14 protein-coding genes are annotated in these 14,453 nt (G+C 49.6%); 1 reads left to right on the forward strand and 13 read right to left on the reverse strand.

The window, feature by feature from the left end; genetic code table 11:
• Positions 1-17: 17 nt before the first annotated feature.
• Entirely contained in the window at positions 18-1,184 is a 1,167-nt protein-coding gene (locus XMM383_RS01165; protein ID WP_173494393.1) for a cation diffusion facilitator family transporter, read from the reverse strand.
• A gap of 119 nt (positions 1,185-1,303) precedes the next feature.
• On the opposite strand from XMM383_RS01165, the gene XMM383_RS01170 reads away from it, so the two are divergent.
• The gene (locus tag XMM383_RS01170) at positions 1,304-2,839 is read left to right on the forward strand and encodes a chloride channel protein (RefSeq protein ID WP_173494394.1); all 1,536 of its coding nucleotides are present in this window, start codon (positions 1,304-1,306) and stop codon (positions 2,837-2,839) included.
• A gap of 294 nt (positions 2,840-3,133) precedes the next feature.
• Here the strand turns inward: XMM383_RS01170 and queE are convergent, their stop codons facing one another.
• From queE to ccoG, 12 genes are all read right to left on the reverse strand, one after another.
• Positions 3,134-3,784, reverse strand: coding sequence for a 7-carboxy-7-deazaguanine synthase (gene queE / locus XMM383_RS01175; RefSeq protein WP_173494524.1), 651 nt, complete (start codon positions 3,782-3,784; stop codon positions 3,134-3,136).
• Positions 3,784-4,701: a recombination-associated protein RdgC gene (locus XMM383_RS01180; RefSeq protein WP_173482390.1), complete on the reverse strand. Its 918-nt coding sequence runs from the start codon at positions 4,699-4,701 to the stop codon at positions 3,784-3,786. The genes queE and XMM383_RS01180 overlap by 1 nt, the downstream gene beginning before the upstream one ends.
• Before the next feature lie 99 nt (positions 4,702-4,800).
• Positions 4,801-5,205, reverse strand: coding sequence for a thioredoxin fold domain-containing protein (locus XMM383_RS01185; protein ID WP_173482391.1), 405 nt, complete (start codon positions 5,203-5,205; stop codon positions 4,801-4,803).
• 25 nt (positions 5,206-5,230) lie between these two features.
• Positions 5,231-6,109: an alpha/beta hydrolase gene (locus XMM383_RS01190; protein ID WP_173482392.1), complete on the reverse strand. Its 879-nt coding sequence runs from the start codon at positions 6,107-6,109 to the stop codon at positions 5,231-5,233.
• Between the two features lie 76 nt (positions 6,110-6,185).
• Entirely contained in the window at positions 6,186-6,728 is a 543-nt protein-coding gene (locus tag XMM383_RS01195; RefSeq protein WP_173480777.1) for an adenine phosphoribosyltransferase, read from the reverse strand.
• A gap of 13 nt (positions 6,729-6,741) precedes the next feature.
• Entirely contained in the window at positions 6,742-7,503 is a 762-nt protein-coding gene (gene fnr, locus XMM383_RS01200) for a fumarate/nitrate reduction transcriptional regulator Fnr (RefSeq protein ID WP_173480778.1), read from the reverse strand.
• Between the two features lie 121 nt (positions 7,504-7,624).
• Positions 7,625-9,010 (reverse strand): oxygen-independent coproporphyrinogen III oxidase, encoded by a 1,386-nt coding sequence (gene hemN, locus XMM383_RS01205; protein ID WP_173494395.1) that lies wholly within the window; start codon positions 9,008-9,010, stop codon positions 7,625-7,627.
• A gap of 75 nt (positions 9,011-9,085) precedes the next feature.
• A complete protein-coding gene (locus XMM383_RS01210; RefSeq protein WP_173494396.1) occupies positions 9,086-9,739 on the reverse strand; it encodes a sulfite exporter TauE/SafE family protein in 654 nt (217 codons plus the stop codon).
• A gap of 2 nt (positions 9,740-9,741) precedes the next feature.
• On the reverse strand, positions 9,742-9,954 hold the full coding sequence (gene ccoS / locus XMM383_RS01215; protein WP_173480781.1) for a cbb3-type cytochrome oxidase assembly protein CcoS: 213 nt from the start codon (positions 9,952-9,954) through the stop codon (positions 9,742-9,744).
• Between the two features lie 6 nt (positions 9,955-9,960).
• Positions 9,961-12,366 (reverse strand): heavy metal translocating P-type ATPase, encoded by a 2,406-nt coding sequence (locus XMM383_RS01220; protein WP_173494397.1) that lies wholly within the window; start codon positions 12,364-12,366, stop codon positions 9,961-9,963.
• Positions 12,367-12,375: 9 nt separating this feature from the next.
• Positions 12,376-12,885 carry a FixH family protein gene (locus XMM383_RS01225; RefSeq protein ID WP_173482395.1) on the reverse strand — a complete coding sequence of 170 codons (510 nt, stop codon included), beginning with the start codon at positions 12,883-12,885 and terminating at the stop codon, positions 12,376-12,378.
• A 90-nt stretch (positions 12,886-12,975) separates the two neighbouring features.
• Positions 12,976-14,397 carry a cytochrome c oxidase accessory protein CcoG gene (gene ccoG, locus XMM383_RS01230; RefSeq protein ID WP_173494398.1) on the reverse strand — a complete coding sequence of 474 codons (1,422 nt, stop codon included), beginning with the start codon at positions 14,395-14,397 and terminating at the stop codon, positions 12,976-12,978.
• Between the last annotated feature and the right edge of the window lie 56 nt (positions 14,398-14,453).

Here is a 14,453-nt window from a genome sequence, read left to right on the forward strand (position 1 = left end):
TACCAGTGTGTTACTACCTATTGCGCTACAACCAACACCTCTAGATGGTGAAGCCAACTGTGTTTGCTTAACGTCTCTTTGAGCGCTTGCTTCAACTGGCTGGGCGTAAGTGATTTCTCATCCAGCAACGGCTGCATAGCCGGTAGTAGACGAATCTCTAAATCAACCTTCTTCGGTGAGTAGTAGAGCTGCAGCTGATATCCACTGCTGCTGCCAACGGCATCGTGCAATGCTGCATCTACGGCTTCTCTAATGGTGCCACGAGTCGGCATGATCGGACAGCTCAACTCATCTAAATGCTCATCATTGTAGGTATCGATGTGGAAGATCACTTGGCTGATCTCCGGGAACGCCTCGGTCAACGCGCAGACCGCTTGGTCACCTAAATAGTGGCCTTCGCTGGCGCTTAAATGCGGCGCAACCTGAAGATGCATCTCAAGAATGATCTGGCTTCCCATTGGACGCGATTTGAAGTCGTGAACGTTAATGATGCCTTCAACCTCATTCACAACAGCACGAAACTCGGCGGCCTGCTCTTCGGGTAGGGCGGTATCAACCAACTCCGTAAGACTGCGTTTAACCAGTCCCCAACCGATCTTAGTGACTAGGCCCGCTACCAATACTGCTGCAACAGCATCAAGCCAAACCCAGCCGAGCATGGCCCCAATGAGTGCAACAAACACCACAATCGATGACAGTGCATCGGTACGAGAGTGCCAGGCGTTCGCAATCAATAGATCCGATTTAAGGCGCTTGCCCACCGCAAGGCTATAACGGAAGATCCACTCCTTAGAGATGATTGAGATAGCAGCAACAACCAGAGCCGGCCAGGTAGGCACCTCGGCAGGGACACCTGAGAATAGATTGCTGATTAACTCGTAGGCCATACCAAGACCCACCAGAATCAAGACAACACCCAGCGCCGTGGTACCCACCGTCTCAAAACGACCATGCCCCCAAGGGTGATCTTCGTCGGGTTCTTGATGAGAAATGCGCAGAACCGCAATCACCATAAAATCGGTGGCAAGATCTGAGAGCGAATGAACACCGTCAGCAATCAGGGCAGCCGAGTTGGCAAAAAAACCAACCACAATTTTAGTCACCCCTAAAAAGAGGTCGACGGCTGAACCAATGAGTGTGACTTTTTCGGCCTCTTTACGGCGGGTATCCAATTCGTTTTGCATGAAAGCTCCCAGAGTTAACTTTGATAAGGATAAGTGACTAAGGCATTCAGGGCCAGAGTGTCTGTAAAATGAATGTGATAAAATTTTGTCTATTCATTCATGACTATTGGCCTAGCGACATGTCTTCAAAGCCGTCAGATACGACACCTAACTCAAGTAGAGCGTCGTTTAATAAGTTACCCCAGCTTGTGCTATTAGGTATCGCCGTCGGCGTCGTCACCGCTTTGGTGATGGGGCTGTTCCGTTGGCTCATTACGCTACCGACTGAACTGGTTAGCGGGCTTGGGTTGTCGACATCTGATCCTTGGGTTCTTTTTGCTCTGCCTGTAACGGGTTCTGTGCTCTTATGGCTCTTTTGGAGTGGTCAATCTAAAGACAGTCGCCGAGTGGGCATACCGCATCTTTTTGAGCACCTCTCTTACCAACATGGCGCCTTACCCTTTAAAAACTTATTGAATCAGATAGTGGGCGCGACACTAGCCATAGGCACCGGACAACCCGTAGGTCGTGAAGGGCCTGGTGTTCATATTGGTGCAGCATTCAGTAGTTGGTTGGGCACCAAAGTCGGCGTCTCTAACAGTTATCAAAGGCTACTGATAGGTTGCGGCTCTGCGGCCGCCATTGCCGCGCTCTTCAATACCCCGTTGGCCGGTGTCCTGTTTGCAATGGAGGTCATTCTTCTTGAATACAGCCTGGTCGGCTTTACCGCCATTATTGTCGCTTCCATCAGTGCCGATGCCATCTCCAGAGCTCTATTTGGTTCGCCAGAGCTGTTGGGCCACAGCCTGAAAAGCAGTGACCTGTTTGCTCACCTGCCGGTTCTAGTGCTGTTGGCAGCCCTTATTGGAGTGGGGGCGTTTCTGTTTCACGAGATCGTCACGCGATTAGCAAAGCAGCGTGGGCAATATTGGCCAGCGAAATTGATCTTCTCCGGTCTATTAGTCGGTGCGCTGGTTGCTTATGAGCCGATCCTGTTCACCCCAGTACACGAAGTGATGCTGGGTACGCTTGATCAAGCCTATGCGGAACAAGCCCTCTATCTATTACTCCTCTTCTACCTATTTATACCGCCTCTAGTAATCGGCCTAGGCATACCTGGAGGAATGATAGGCCCCTCGCTTACCTTAGGCGCGTTGATTGGATCCATCCTTGGGTATCAATTACTCGGTACCGATTTTGAGATTGATCAGGCAAGCCTATCGCTAATCGCAATGGCTGCGATGTTATCAGCGGTCATACATGCACCACTGGCAGCGCTGCTGGCCGTATTTGAACTAAGCGGCAATGTCCACACCCTAACGCTAGCCCTCACGGTAATCGTACTCTCAGACCTGATCATGCGATCGCTGTTTAACCGCCCCTCGATCTTTGAGCGACTGCTGTTGCTTCAAGGGGTGAGTCGAAACACGAAAATCTACAGACGCGTCATGACCAGCCACAGCGTTAAAGAGTTAATGATTCAGCTGAGTGAGAGTGATGCGGATTTTGCTACAGATAATCAGGTAGTGATTGAGTCCAAAGCGACCCTGTTACAAGCGATGGAGTTGATGCAATCGAGTGGCCAAGATGAGTTGCTTGTCACTAGAAAGGGCCGACACATAGGCAGGGTGCTAAGAGATGATATTGAGCGCTTTTTTAAAGAGGCGAGTGAGTAATTCTGCATCAGTGTCGCTAAAGTGCTAACTTAAGTTCTATTTTCGACATTAAGATCAGGTTAGGCCCAAAATAGACAATTCAAGATTACATTACCTATTTAAGTTATTGTTTATTTAAGCTTTAATAGTATTGGTTAATTTTTAACCAATTTGCTGCTTTTACCTTTTTATGACGCTTTAGTTCCCCTTCGATGACTCTGTGCACAGGGTTATCCACAGATAATGTGAGCACACTTTGCTAGCCCGCATGGTTACTGGGGTGTTCGATTTTAGAGGATTAAAGGTTAAAAACGATCAGTCGATGTCAAGGATTTTGTGGGTCTGAATGCTCAATTTCCATTGAGGATTTTGCATACAATATTCGATACAACGTGCACGATTTTCAAGCGCGTTTTGGTCATCCAGGGGTTGGATGTAGAAGTGTTCGAAGCTTAGATTTTGGAACTGTTCTGGCTGTGCTCTGAGCTCTTTTTGCGGGTAGACCAGTTTGAGTTCGTGGCCCTCTAAAAGAACAATCTCGGAGCTCCCTTTGGGGCTGACACAGACCCAATCGATTCCGTTTGGAAGCGGTAGGGTGCCGTTGGTCTCAATGGCGATCTCAAACCCTTGGTTATGTAGAGCATCGATCAGATCGCTGTCCATCTGCAGGGCAGGCTCGCCCCCGGTGATGACGACAAAGGGTTGTCCTTGCTTAGGATCTGGCCAGAAGCTAGCGATCCTTTGTGCCAGGGCTTCGGCGGAGGTGAACTTGCCGCCGTTTTGACCATCCGTACCCACGAAATCGGTATCACAGAATTGGCAGACTGCAGCCACTCGATCGGCTTCACGACCACTCCAAAGATTACAACCGGTAAAGCGACAGAACACCGCAGGGCGTCCTGCGTGAAAGCCTTCGCCTTGTAGGGTGTAGAAGATCTCTTTTACGGAGTAGGTCTTTGCCAAAATTAAGCCTCTTCTGCCTCACCGCCCAGGGCTTCCAAAAGCTCAGGGAGTAGGCGGGTAAATTCAATGCCCAACAGGGCTAGATCAGCATCCAGTGCCAGTGCTTCGTCCTCTTGCTCGCGGTCGCTCTGTTGCTCTTGGTACTGATCCGTCATTTTAATCGAGTGCAGGGTTAGATCCGAGTGCATGACAAACTGCAGCTGATCGCGCCACACCAGTTCTAGGCGCTCTGCTAACATGCCGCCGCTAAGGTGCGCTTGGATCTCTTTGTCAGTCAGGTTTTGGCCTTTAATCTTGATCTGGCTGCTGGTCTCTAAAGGATCGGTAAACTCGGTGACAGCGCCCAGCTCAAGTGCACGGGGTAGATCACGGTTCTCTAGTAGCCAGTCGCTGAACACTTTGTTGGCCGGAAGCGCGGTCGAGGTCAGTTTTACCGATAGTGACCCTAGATCTTCACGCAGTGTGCTTAGCAGCTCTTCTGCGCGCTTAAAGCTGCTGCCCTCCACAATCAGTAGTTTATGGTGAGGCGCGATAAGAGCACGTGTGGTTTTACGGCGTGTAAATGCACGTGGCAATAACGTCAGGGTAATCTCGTCTTTAAGCTGCACCTTCTCTTTACGGTAGACCTTACGATCTTCAGTCGCCTCTATCTGCTCTACCTTCTCGTTGAGCTGATCTTTAATCACACTCGAAGGGAGGATCTTCTCCTCTTCACGCAGTGAGATTAGGTGAAAACCGTGACTGGTCAGTACCGGTAGATCTATGACACCAGGCGCCACTTCACCCCAACCCACTGAACGTGGTTCAGCGCCTTTACAGGGTACGAAGGGTCTGGCTTCTAGCGCCTCCATCAGTGCGGCTTCATTAAATGAATCACTGGGAGAAAAACGGTACCAAATGGCGTTACGAAACCAGAGCATAAAACCTCTAAATGCGGATTAGGTGAAGGGGCGCTATTATGTTGCTCTGATAGAAGGGATGCAAGCAGAGAGCCCTCTGCTTGCGGTTAGTTTCTGAGGTTAAAAGCTGTTACGAGCCGATTTAATCGCTTCATCGATGTAGTAACCGTAGAACTCTGGCGTGTTCACACCGACGATCTTTTTAGCGCGAGTCTCGCCCTTTGCATCGACAAATAGAATGGTCGGGGTGAAGCGTCCACCCAAGCTCTTAGCGACCTGTTCTGCCGAGCCCGTTGAGCCATCAAAGTTGATGACGGGAGTAGGGTTGCTCAGATCCAGTACCTGAATAGGGGGTGCATCGTTCGTTTGTAAAAGAGGTTTTAGGAAGTCCTCTTTGACGGTAACACAGAAGGCACAACCATCCTGAGAGACCAACAGAACAATCACTTCATTTGGGTTCGCTTTACCAAGCGACTGAAGATCTGTGGCTGTCTTAAGTGTTACCTCGGCTTGGGCGCTTATCATAAGGCCCAAGCTGAGAAGAAGTGCACTACAGGTTTTCGATAAAATCGACCGCATATTCCACCGCCTCGTCGGCAAACAGATCTAAGAAGAAGTGATCCGCATCCTCAACGACTACTAGTTCAATGTTCTCTTTGTCGATACTTTCCATCTTTTCAGGAAGATCTGCAACCACGGTATCCAAGCTGCCTGCGATGACCAGAGTAGGGATGTTAGTCTCTTTTAACACGGTGGGTGTGTCGTACTCAGGGTAGTTACCGTAGTAGCTTAGGACCGCTTCAGCTGACGCACCGCTGTTCTCACAGTAGATGATGCTGATGCCATCGATCATCGCCTTAGGATCCATTCCCTTAGCTTTTTCTAGAATCGGCTCGATAGGCGTTTCATAGCGTTTGCCATAACCCTCTATGGTCTTAGTGTAGTCCCAAGTTGCAGGTGCTAATAGAACTTGGCCTTTGATCTTATCTTGGTTAGCTGCAGCAAACTGAGCCGTCTGGTTGCCGCCACGCGAGTGACCCATTACCCAACGATCGCCTGCGCCTTGTCCATCTAGCCAGGTTTGCCATGCATCCATTTCAGCCAGTGCTTGCTGCATGGTGTGTTGAGCCGGAAGGGTACAGTCGTACATCGCTGATTCGCGGTTATCTAGGCCGTAACTCAGGTTGATGGCTAGAGTAGAGATGCCGTAATCGACCATCTGTTCCTGCACGTAGCTGATGATCTCCATCTCGTTGTGAGCCAGGGTGCCGTGCGTCAGCATCAGTACACCGTCTGCCAGGGATTTATCAGCCGTCAGTTCAAGGTTGCCGTTCAGTGTTAAACCCTCAAACGGTATCTGAACCTGTTCAGCCTGTGCAGTTGCAGCCATGAGTGATGCAGCGAGTAGGGTGGTCGATAGTCGAAGCATTTAAAACTCCATTAAACTTAAAATTTTTATCGTTAATAGGTATAAAAAAACCGAGGTGGCTAAACCTCGGTTTCTATTAGAGACCGTCGTAGGCCAGTAAACAGTATACGGGGACGCCGGTGTCTTGGATTTTTTGTGATCCGTTAAGGTCTGGCAGGTCAATCAGCGCTGCCACCTCAACAACGCTAGCCCCTAGACCGTTGATCAGTGTGCAGGCCGCCAGTGCTGTGCCCCCAGTGGCAATAAGGTCATCGATCAATACCACTTTGTCGCCAGCGGTAACGGCATCCTTCTGAATCTCCACGGAGGCTGTGCCGTACTCTAGCGTATAGTCTTGGTGAATCGTTTCACCGGGCAACTTGCCTTTTTTACGAACCAAAATCAGAGGCTTGTTCAGCTGGTGCGCAATAATCGCACCAAATAGAAAACCTCGAGCATCGATACAGGCTATGTGGGTAATATCCATCTGCATGTAACGATCAATAAAGGCGTTTGCGACCATGCGAGAGGCACGTGGATCTTGAAAAATCGGCGTAATATCACGGAACAGAATGCCAGGCTCTGGCCAATCTGGAATAGAGCGGACAACCGATTTTACATAGTGCTCGTCGTAAGACATTAAAGATCCTTATTTAACCGTGGTGTTGATTGCACTCTGGGCTAGGTGCTTCACCTGCCGCATCCAGCAGCGCTGCTTGATCAAGAATTTCCAGCTCTTTACCTTCAACACGAATCAGCTCTTGTGAAGAGAAGCGTGTAAAGATTCGACTGACCGTCTCGACCGCTAGGCCAAGGTAGTTGCCTATTTCGTTACGTGACATCGAAAGTCGGAAGGATTGTGCAGAGTAGCCACGCAGGGCATAACGTTGCGACAGCTTGAAAATAAAGGTTGCGATACGTTGTTCCGCCGTCTTTTTAGAGAGCAGCATCATCATCTGTTGGTCATCGCTGATCTCGTGGCTCATAGAGCGCATCACAGAACGACGCAGCTCTGGCATTTGACCTGCCAGATCGTCCAAGCGTGAGAAAGGGATCTCACAGACAGTGGTCGTCTCAAGCATCTTAGCCGACATTGGGTAGCTGCCTGAATCGAATCCGGCTAGGCCAACCAGTTCACCTGGGAAGTAGAAACCGTTGATCTGCTCTTCTCCCTCAGGGTTTACAGAGTAAGTTTTTAACGACCCCGCACGAATGGCGAACAGTGACGTGAACTCTTCACCCTGTCTAAACAGGAAGTCGCCCTTGTGAAGTGGTTTGCTCTTATCAACGATATCGTCGAGGCGAAGCGCCTCTTCGTCGTTTAGAGAGACAGGCAAGCAGAGTGTACTCAAGCTGCAGGTGTTACAGCTTACCTGGCCGATGCTGGCGAGTTTGATGTTTTTGGTGTCAGACATAACTGCTCCTTAGTTGCCTGACAGTATATCCAAAAGCGCTTTATTGACCCAAGTCAATTTAGATAAAAAAGTGGACTTTTTAACGGTCCACTTTTAGTTAAATTTACTGTGCAAAATCGGATTAGATGATTTTAGAAAATCGCTGTTCTGAGTGATCGATATAGGCATCAAAGGTCATGCAGATTCGACGAATCAACAAACGCCCAGCGGCGGTGACATCCATTCCATCCTCTCTTAAATGAATCAGGCCATCCTGTGCCATCGGCTCAAGCAGTTTTAATTCGTTAGCAAAATACTCTTTAAAGTCGATATTGAGCGCTTTGGATTGATCGGCAAAATCGAGTTGGAAGTCACAGATCAGGCGGGTAATCACCGCTCTGCGAATTTTGTCATCCTCATTGAGGCAGTACTCTTTGGTTAATGCTGAGCCCTGAGATTCAATATCCTGAGTGTAGCGCTCAATGTTAGGGCTGTTCTGTAGGTAGTAATCGCCAATCTGACTAATAGATGAGACGCCTAAACCAATTAGGTCACACTGTGAGTGAGTGGTATAGCCCTGGAAGTTACGGTGCAGCGTTCCATCATCTTGGTGTTGTGTCAGTGTGTCGTCTGGCAGAGCAAAGTGATCCATACCAATGTTGCGGTAGCCCGCTGCCGTCAGATTCTCAATACTTTGATGGTGAATCGCAAGTTTAGTGAGCGCGTCGGGTAACTCATCGGCATTGATGCGACGCTGCGGTTTGAAACGCTCGGGTAGGTGAGCATAGTTAAATACCGAGAGACGATCGGGTCGTAGCTCTAGAATTCGGTCCAAGGTCTCGGCAAAGCTCTCTTCAGTTTGCAGCGGCAAGCCATAGATTAGATCGACATTGATTGAGCGAAAGCCCAGTTCACGCGCCTCTTTAAGAAGGTCCGTTGTCATCTCTAGAGATTGCACGCGGTTTACCTTGATTTGAACCGCTTCGTTAACATCCTGAACCCCTATGCTGATGCGGTTGAAACCTAATTCACGCAGCAGTTTTAAGCGGCCAGGTGTCATCTCACGAGGGTCGATCTCGATGGCGTAGTCACCCTGATCATCATCACGCAGTTTGAAGGCCTCTTTTAGTGCCTGCATTAAGCGAGCGGTCTGCTCATCATCGATGAAGGTGGGTGTACCACCACCCCAGTGAAGCTGATCCACTTGAACGTCACTGCCCAGTTCAGCGCTGCGCAGTTTAATCTCTTTTAACAGCGTCTGAAGGTAGGGTTCTGCGCGGGAACGATCTTTTGTGACCACTTTGTTGCATCCACAGTAGTAGCAGACGTGTGCACAGAAGGGGATGTGAATATAGAGTGATAAAGGCTTACGACTGTCGCGCTCACTGATCGCTTTAGAGAGCGTTTTGACACTGTCTGGAGTGTCAGTAAATTGCAGTGCGGTTGGGTAAGAGGTGTAGCGTGGACCTGCTAAATCATAACGGCGAATCAGGTCGGTATCCCACTGGATGTTGGTCTGTTGCAGCACAGTAATATTCCTTAATCATCAGATTTAAGAATATTAGGCAATAATAGAGGTTTATGTGTTGATACGGGTCAACCGCTACGCGCTTAGCAGTGTCCAAATGCCCATCAGTATCAACAGCAGCCCCGAGAGTTTGCGTACCAAAGTGTGGGCGACCAGCTCGCGTAGTTGTTTAGCCAGTAGTCCAGTGGCGAGCATGGCTGGTAATGTACCCAAGCCAAAGCCCAGCATGAGTAGAGTGCTTTCTGTAACGCTCCCGGCGGCCGATGACCAGATTAAGGTGCTGTAGACCAGACCGCAAGGTAGCCAGCCCCAGCCAATGCCCAGTACTAGGGCTTTAAACGGGGTATCGGCAGGCATAAAGGGTTTAAGGAGAGGCGCTATCTGTTTCCACAATAGCGAACCAGCCTGTTCCAGTTTGGTTAAACCAAACCACCACTGTGCGATGTAGAGGCCCATGCTGATCAGTAGAAGGCCTGCAATCCAGCGTAGCGCAAAGGCTATCTCTGTCTGTTGTAGGGTTGCACCTAACAGACCAAGAATGGCACCCGCTGCACAGTAGCTAGCGATACGTCCAAGATTGTAGCTAAACAGACCTAATAGGGAGTTGGCTCGACCTGTTCCACCTATACTGAGACTCGAGGCAAGTCCACCACACATGGCTAGGCAGTGTGTTGTGCCAAGAAGGCCAATGATGAATGCCGAGGTGAAGCTAAGAGAGGCGGGCAGCATGCTCAATCTTTTGGTGTTTCAGAGGATGGAGCTTCAGGCTCTTTTTTGACGCGCGCGTCTTCAGGAATCATATCTTCATCATCGTCGTATAGAATGCGATGAGCAGGGGACTCTAGGTCATCAAATTGACCAGAATTTACGCTGTAGAAGAAAGCCCAGGTCGCAAATGCCACTAAGATGATTGCGACAGGGATGAGTAGATAGACGATTTCCATAAAATCCTACAGCTGTTTAGTTAAACGAAGGGCATTGCCGACAACAATCAGAGAGCTAAGGGACATGCCAATAGCCGCCATCCAGGGGGCAATAAAACCACTTGCTGCTAAGGGTAGCGCGATTAGGTTGTATAACAAAGCCCAGCCAATATTTTGACGAATGATGTTGCGTGTTTTGCGAGCCATGTTAAGTGAACCAGGGATGCGTCTTAGATCAGAGCTGACCAACACAGCATCAGAGGATGTTTTGGCAAGGTCTGTCGCGCCGTTCATCGCAATAGAGGTCTGCGCACCGGACAGAACGGGAATGTCGTTGATACCATCGCCAATCATCAGGATGCGTTCACCGTCGTTTTGCATCGCCTTTACACGAGCTAGCTTATCTTCTGGCGACAAGTGCGCTTCAACATGATCGATCCCTAACTCAGAGGCGATGCGTTGTGCATTCGCTTCGCGATCACCGGTTAGCATGCCAACAGGTAATCCCAATGCTTGGATCTGCTTAACCGCTTCAATAGCCTCAGGTCGAAGTTGATCGTCAATCGAAAACCAGGCGAGAGGGCCGGAGCTATTACCCATCAGAAGAAAAATCCCTGTCCCTTCTGGGTGAGTGGGAGGTTGGTTTCCAAAGAGTTCGGATACAAACCCGGGTTTACCAATACGATAGGTGTTTCCGTTAATCGTTCCCTCTACGCCTCTACCCACATGGTTAGTGGCCTCTTCAACAGAGTATTCAAAGTAGGGAGCAAAAGCGGACGCGATGGGGTGCTCTGAGCGGCTCTCAATTGCTGCCGCTAGTTGATTGAGCTCATCAACGGACTGCTCACAGAGAGGGGTGGTCTCACGCAACGTCAGTTTGCCGGTGGTCAGTGTGCCGGTTTTATCAAAGTAGACGGCCGTGCACTGTGCCAAACTCTCTAATACATGCCCGCGAGTAACCAGCAGTCCCATTTTACGCAGAGAACCTATGGCTGCTGTTAAAGCCGTCGGTGTAGCCAAGGAGAGTGCGCAAGGGCAGGTGACTACTAGGACGGAGAGTGTCACCCAGAAAGCGTCTGAAGGGGATATCTGCCACCAGATAAGACTGACAACGACAGCCGTTAGAAGAACGCCAGCGACAAAATAGCTCGCAACCTTGTCGGCAATCTGAGCCGCCTTGGGTTTATCAGCCTGAGCACGATCCAATAGATTCAAAATGGAGGACATGCGAGACTGTTCAGCACTGCTGGTGATCTCCATCTCAATCGCTTGCTCCATATTGATGGTACCGCCTACTAAAGGGTCGCCAAGCGCTTTGCTGACGGGCAGAGGCTCACCGGTGAGGGCCGACTCATCAATGCTGGTGTGTTGCGTAAAGAGTATGCCATCAGCTGGTATGGAGTGACCGGGCTTAACCAGTACGCGATCGCCTGGGTTGAGTTCCGATACCGGGACAAGCTGTTCGCCTGTCTCGGTCAATCGCGTAGCGCTGGCTGGAAGAATATTGGCCAACTCATTGCCGGCCATACCGGTTCTGTGGCGCGCTTTCATCTCGAAGAAGCGGCCAATCAATAGGAAGAAGGTGAACATCGAGACCGAGTCGTAGTAGACCTCGCCGCTCTGCGTGATCGTAGCCCATACGCTGGCTATATAAGCGCCACCTATAGCGATAGATACCGGCACATCCATACTGAGGTGTCGGGTGCGAAGATCCCGTCGGGCCGCGTTGAAGAAGGGGCGCGCGGCATAAAATACAACAGGGGTGGCAACAATGAAGCTGGTCCAGCGAATAAAGTTCTGGATGTGCTCCTCCATGAAGAAGGCGTCACCTAGGTAGAGTGCCGATGACATCATCATCACCTGCATCATGCCGACACCGGCAACACCCAGTCGGCGCATCGCCTTTTTCTGCTCCTGTTCGTAGAGCTTCTCTTCTTGGTTGGGCGTAAACGGGTGAGGTGTGTAACCGATCGAAATGATGGCGGCCATCAGTTCACTTAAGGGTTTCTCTGACGGGTTCCAAACGAGTCGAGCGCGGTGGTTGGTTAGGTTAACGGTAAAGCTAGTGACACCAACCTGTTCGGTCAGATGCTTCTCTAAAAGCCAAACACAGGCAGCACAGTGGATCCCTTCAATGACAAAGAGGGCCTCTTTGCGATCGGAGTCTATGGTTCTGACGAAGGGTGCTTGAATGGATTCATTATCATAGAGTGCGAGTTGATCTTCGGACTCTATTTCAGTGGGGCGTTCTTGCTGTTGACTGCCGCGGTGCTGGTAGTACTTCTCTAGACCTGAGCCCAGTATTGTTTGAGTGACCGCACGGCAGGCGGGGCAACAAAATGACTCTTGCTTTCCATCAATTGAAAGCTCAACCTTCACCCCCTTAGGAATAGGGGTGGCACAGTGAAAACAAGAGTCTTTTGGATTACTCATTTTGGTCTGTTAGAACTTACCCACCTTGAAGGTATTTTGATCGTAAGGGGGCAATATTTCGCGACGTAGACGCCAGTTACCCTCAGTGTTGGTAATGATCAGGTAGCGTTTGCCGGTAAGTGTGCTCTGTAAGTTGCCAACGTAGACACCTGTACCACCCACTGAACGAACCGTAAGGCTTTGATCATACTTCTGGTGGGTAGGGTGAACCAGATCAACAGAGAGTTGATCACCCAAAAAACTGTTCGATTTAAGATCCAAGCGAATGTCACCGGTCAGTGTGTCCAGCAATACTTCACCGTGAATGCCTAAGCGATCCGCTTCATCTGAACGGCTGGTGTCGACATTAGTACCACGTGCCTCTTTGTAGTAATCGTCTTTAACCACGCCATCCATAGTCGTAATAGCAAGATAGAGGAAGGTTGTTCCATAGATAACCACAGCGATCAACGGCGCCAATACAAACCATAGCCATTTCTGCTTGTACCAAGGGCCAATGTCGTGAGTCTGTTCAGTCATGTAAACCTCAAAATAGTGACTAAAATAAAGCGCGGATACCCCTAAGAATATCCGCGCGCGAGTATATCACAGATTCTCTGTGACACTGTCTTAACGCTTCGGCGCAGGACCTATAAAACGACTTTCTGATTCAGCTTCAACGCCTGAGCCATCAGTCGCTGTTACGATAAAATCGATCTCATAGTTTGCTCGCTCCATAGCGCGAGGATCCAGAATGATCGACAGGTTGTGATCGAGTAGTTCACCAACGGCTACGTTTACTACGGTATCACCTTTGATGATGGCATCCTCTAACCCTTCAACACGGATCTCGTACTGGTAATCACGTTGTGATTTGTTTGCCAGTTTTAGTGTGTAGGTGTTACGAATTAAACCCTCATTGGTGGTGCTGTAGAGCTGACCGCGTTCACGAATAACGTCCACCTCAAGCGGCACTCGTGTAAAGAGTACATAACTGAAGGCGATGAACATGGCACAGATCGCGACGAAGTAACCGATCAAGCGAGGGCGGAAGATATGGGTTTTTTTACCGTTAAGCTCATGCTCGGTGGTGTAGCGAACCAGACCTTTCTCATAGCCCATCTTCTCCATGATGTTGTCACAGGCATCGACACAGGCACCACAAGCGACACACTCATATTGAAGACCATCACGGATATCGATACCGACAGGGCAGACGTGCACACAGTGACCACAGTCGATACAGTCACCTAAGCCTTCAGCCTTGTGATCGATATGGCGCTTACGAGCACCACGGTTCTCCCCGCGTTTCTCATCGTAAGAGATGATCAAGGTATCTTGGTCAAACATAACGCTCTGGAAACGAGCGTATGGGCACATGTAGATACAGACCTGTTCGCGCAACCAGCCAGCCGCACCGTAGGTGCCTACCGTAAAGAAGGCCAACCACCAAAGCTCCCAGGGTCCAAGATTGAAACTTAGGATGTTTGGAACCAATTCGCGTACCGGCGAGAAGTAGCCAACAAACGCAACGGCTGATACGGCACCTATAGCAAGCCAGATAAGGTGCTTAGCCAGTTTGCGCAGAAGCTTATTTGCACTCCAAGGCGCTTTATCCAGCTTCATGCGAGCGTTGCGATCACCCTCGGTCAGCTGTTCGATGCGTATGAACAACCAAGTCCAGACAAACTGTGGGCAGGCATAGCCACACCAGATGCGACCGGCAAACACTGTTACAAAGAAGAGGGTAAAGGCGAGAATGATCAGCAGCCACGAAAGCAGCATGAAATCTTGTGGCCAAAACGTGAAGTTAAAGACATGGAACTGGCGGTTTGGTAGATCAAATAGTACGGCCTGTTTGCCATCGTATTGGATCCAAGAGAAACCGTAGAACATCAGCAACATGATCGCACTTGAGATGTTTCGTAGATTCTTGAATAGGCCGGTCGTGTACTTGACGTAGATCTCTTCACGTTTAGCGTATAGATCGTAGGTTTCAGCAGCGCCAGAGCCTTTTTTTGGGGTGACATCTTTAACTGGGATATTAGACATGCAACTCGCCTGTGCTTATATGACTTGATTTGATTGTCTATTATAAATGGAATAAA

The sequence above is a fragment of the Marinobacterium sp. xm-m-383 genome (assembly GCF_013283255.1).
Lineage (GTDB): Bacteria > Pseudomonadota > Gammaproteobacteria > Pseudomonadales > Balneatricaceae > Marinobacterium_E.

Bases quoted from the DNA above. Each gene is read 5' to 3' on its own strand.
- XMM383_RS01165 (WP_173494393.1), bottom strand. From the start codon at position 1,184: ATGCAAAACGAATTGGATACCCGCCGTAAAGAGGCCGAAAAAGTCACA.
- XMM383_RS01170 (WP_173494394.1), top strand. From the start codon at position 1,304: ATGTCTTCAAAGCCGTCAGATACGACACCTAACTCAAGTAGAGCGTCG.
- XMM383_RS01180 (WP_173482390.1), bottom strand. From the start codon at position 4,701: ATGCTCTGGTTTCGTAACGCCATTTGGTACCGTTTTTCTCCCAGTGAT.
- XMM383_RS01185 (WP_173482391.1), bottom strand. From the start codon at position 5,205: ATGATAAGCGCCCAAGCCGAGGTAACACTTAAGACAGCCACAGATCTT.
- XMM383_RS01190 (WP_173482392.1), bottom strand. From the start codon at position 6,109: ATGCTTCGACTATCGACCACCCTACTCGCTGCATCACTCATGGCTGCA.
- XMM383_RS01195 (WP_173480777.1), bottom strand. From the start codon at position 6,728: ATGTCTTACGACGAGCACTATGTAAAATCGGTTGTCCGCTCTATTCCA.
- fnr (WP_173480778.1), bottom strand. From the start codon at position 7,503: ATGTCTGACACCAAAAACATCAAACTCGCCAGCATCGGCCAGGTAAGC.
- XMM383_RS01210 (WP_173494396.1), bottom strand. From the start codon at position 9,739: ATGCTGCCCGCCTCTCTTAGCTTCACCTCGGCATTCATCATTGGCCTT.
- ccoS (WP_173480781.1), bottom strand. From the start codon at position 9,954: ATGGAAATCGTCTATCTACTCATCCCTGTCGCAATCATCTTAGTGGCA.
- XMM383_RS01220 (WP_173494397.1), bottom strand. From the start codon at position 12,366: ATGAGTAATCCAAAAGACTCTTGTTTTCACTGTGCCACCCCTATTCCT.
- XMM383_RS01225 (WP_173482395.1), bottom strand. From the start codon at position 12,885: ATGACTGAACAGACTCACGACATTGGCCCTTGGTACAAGCAGAAATGG.
- ccoG (WP_173494398.1), bottom strand. From the start codon at position 14,397: ATGTCTAATATCCCAGTTAAAGATGTCACCCCAAAAAAAGGCTCTGGC.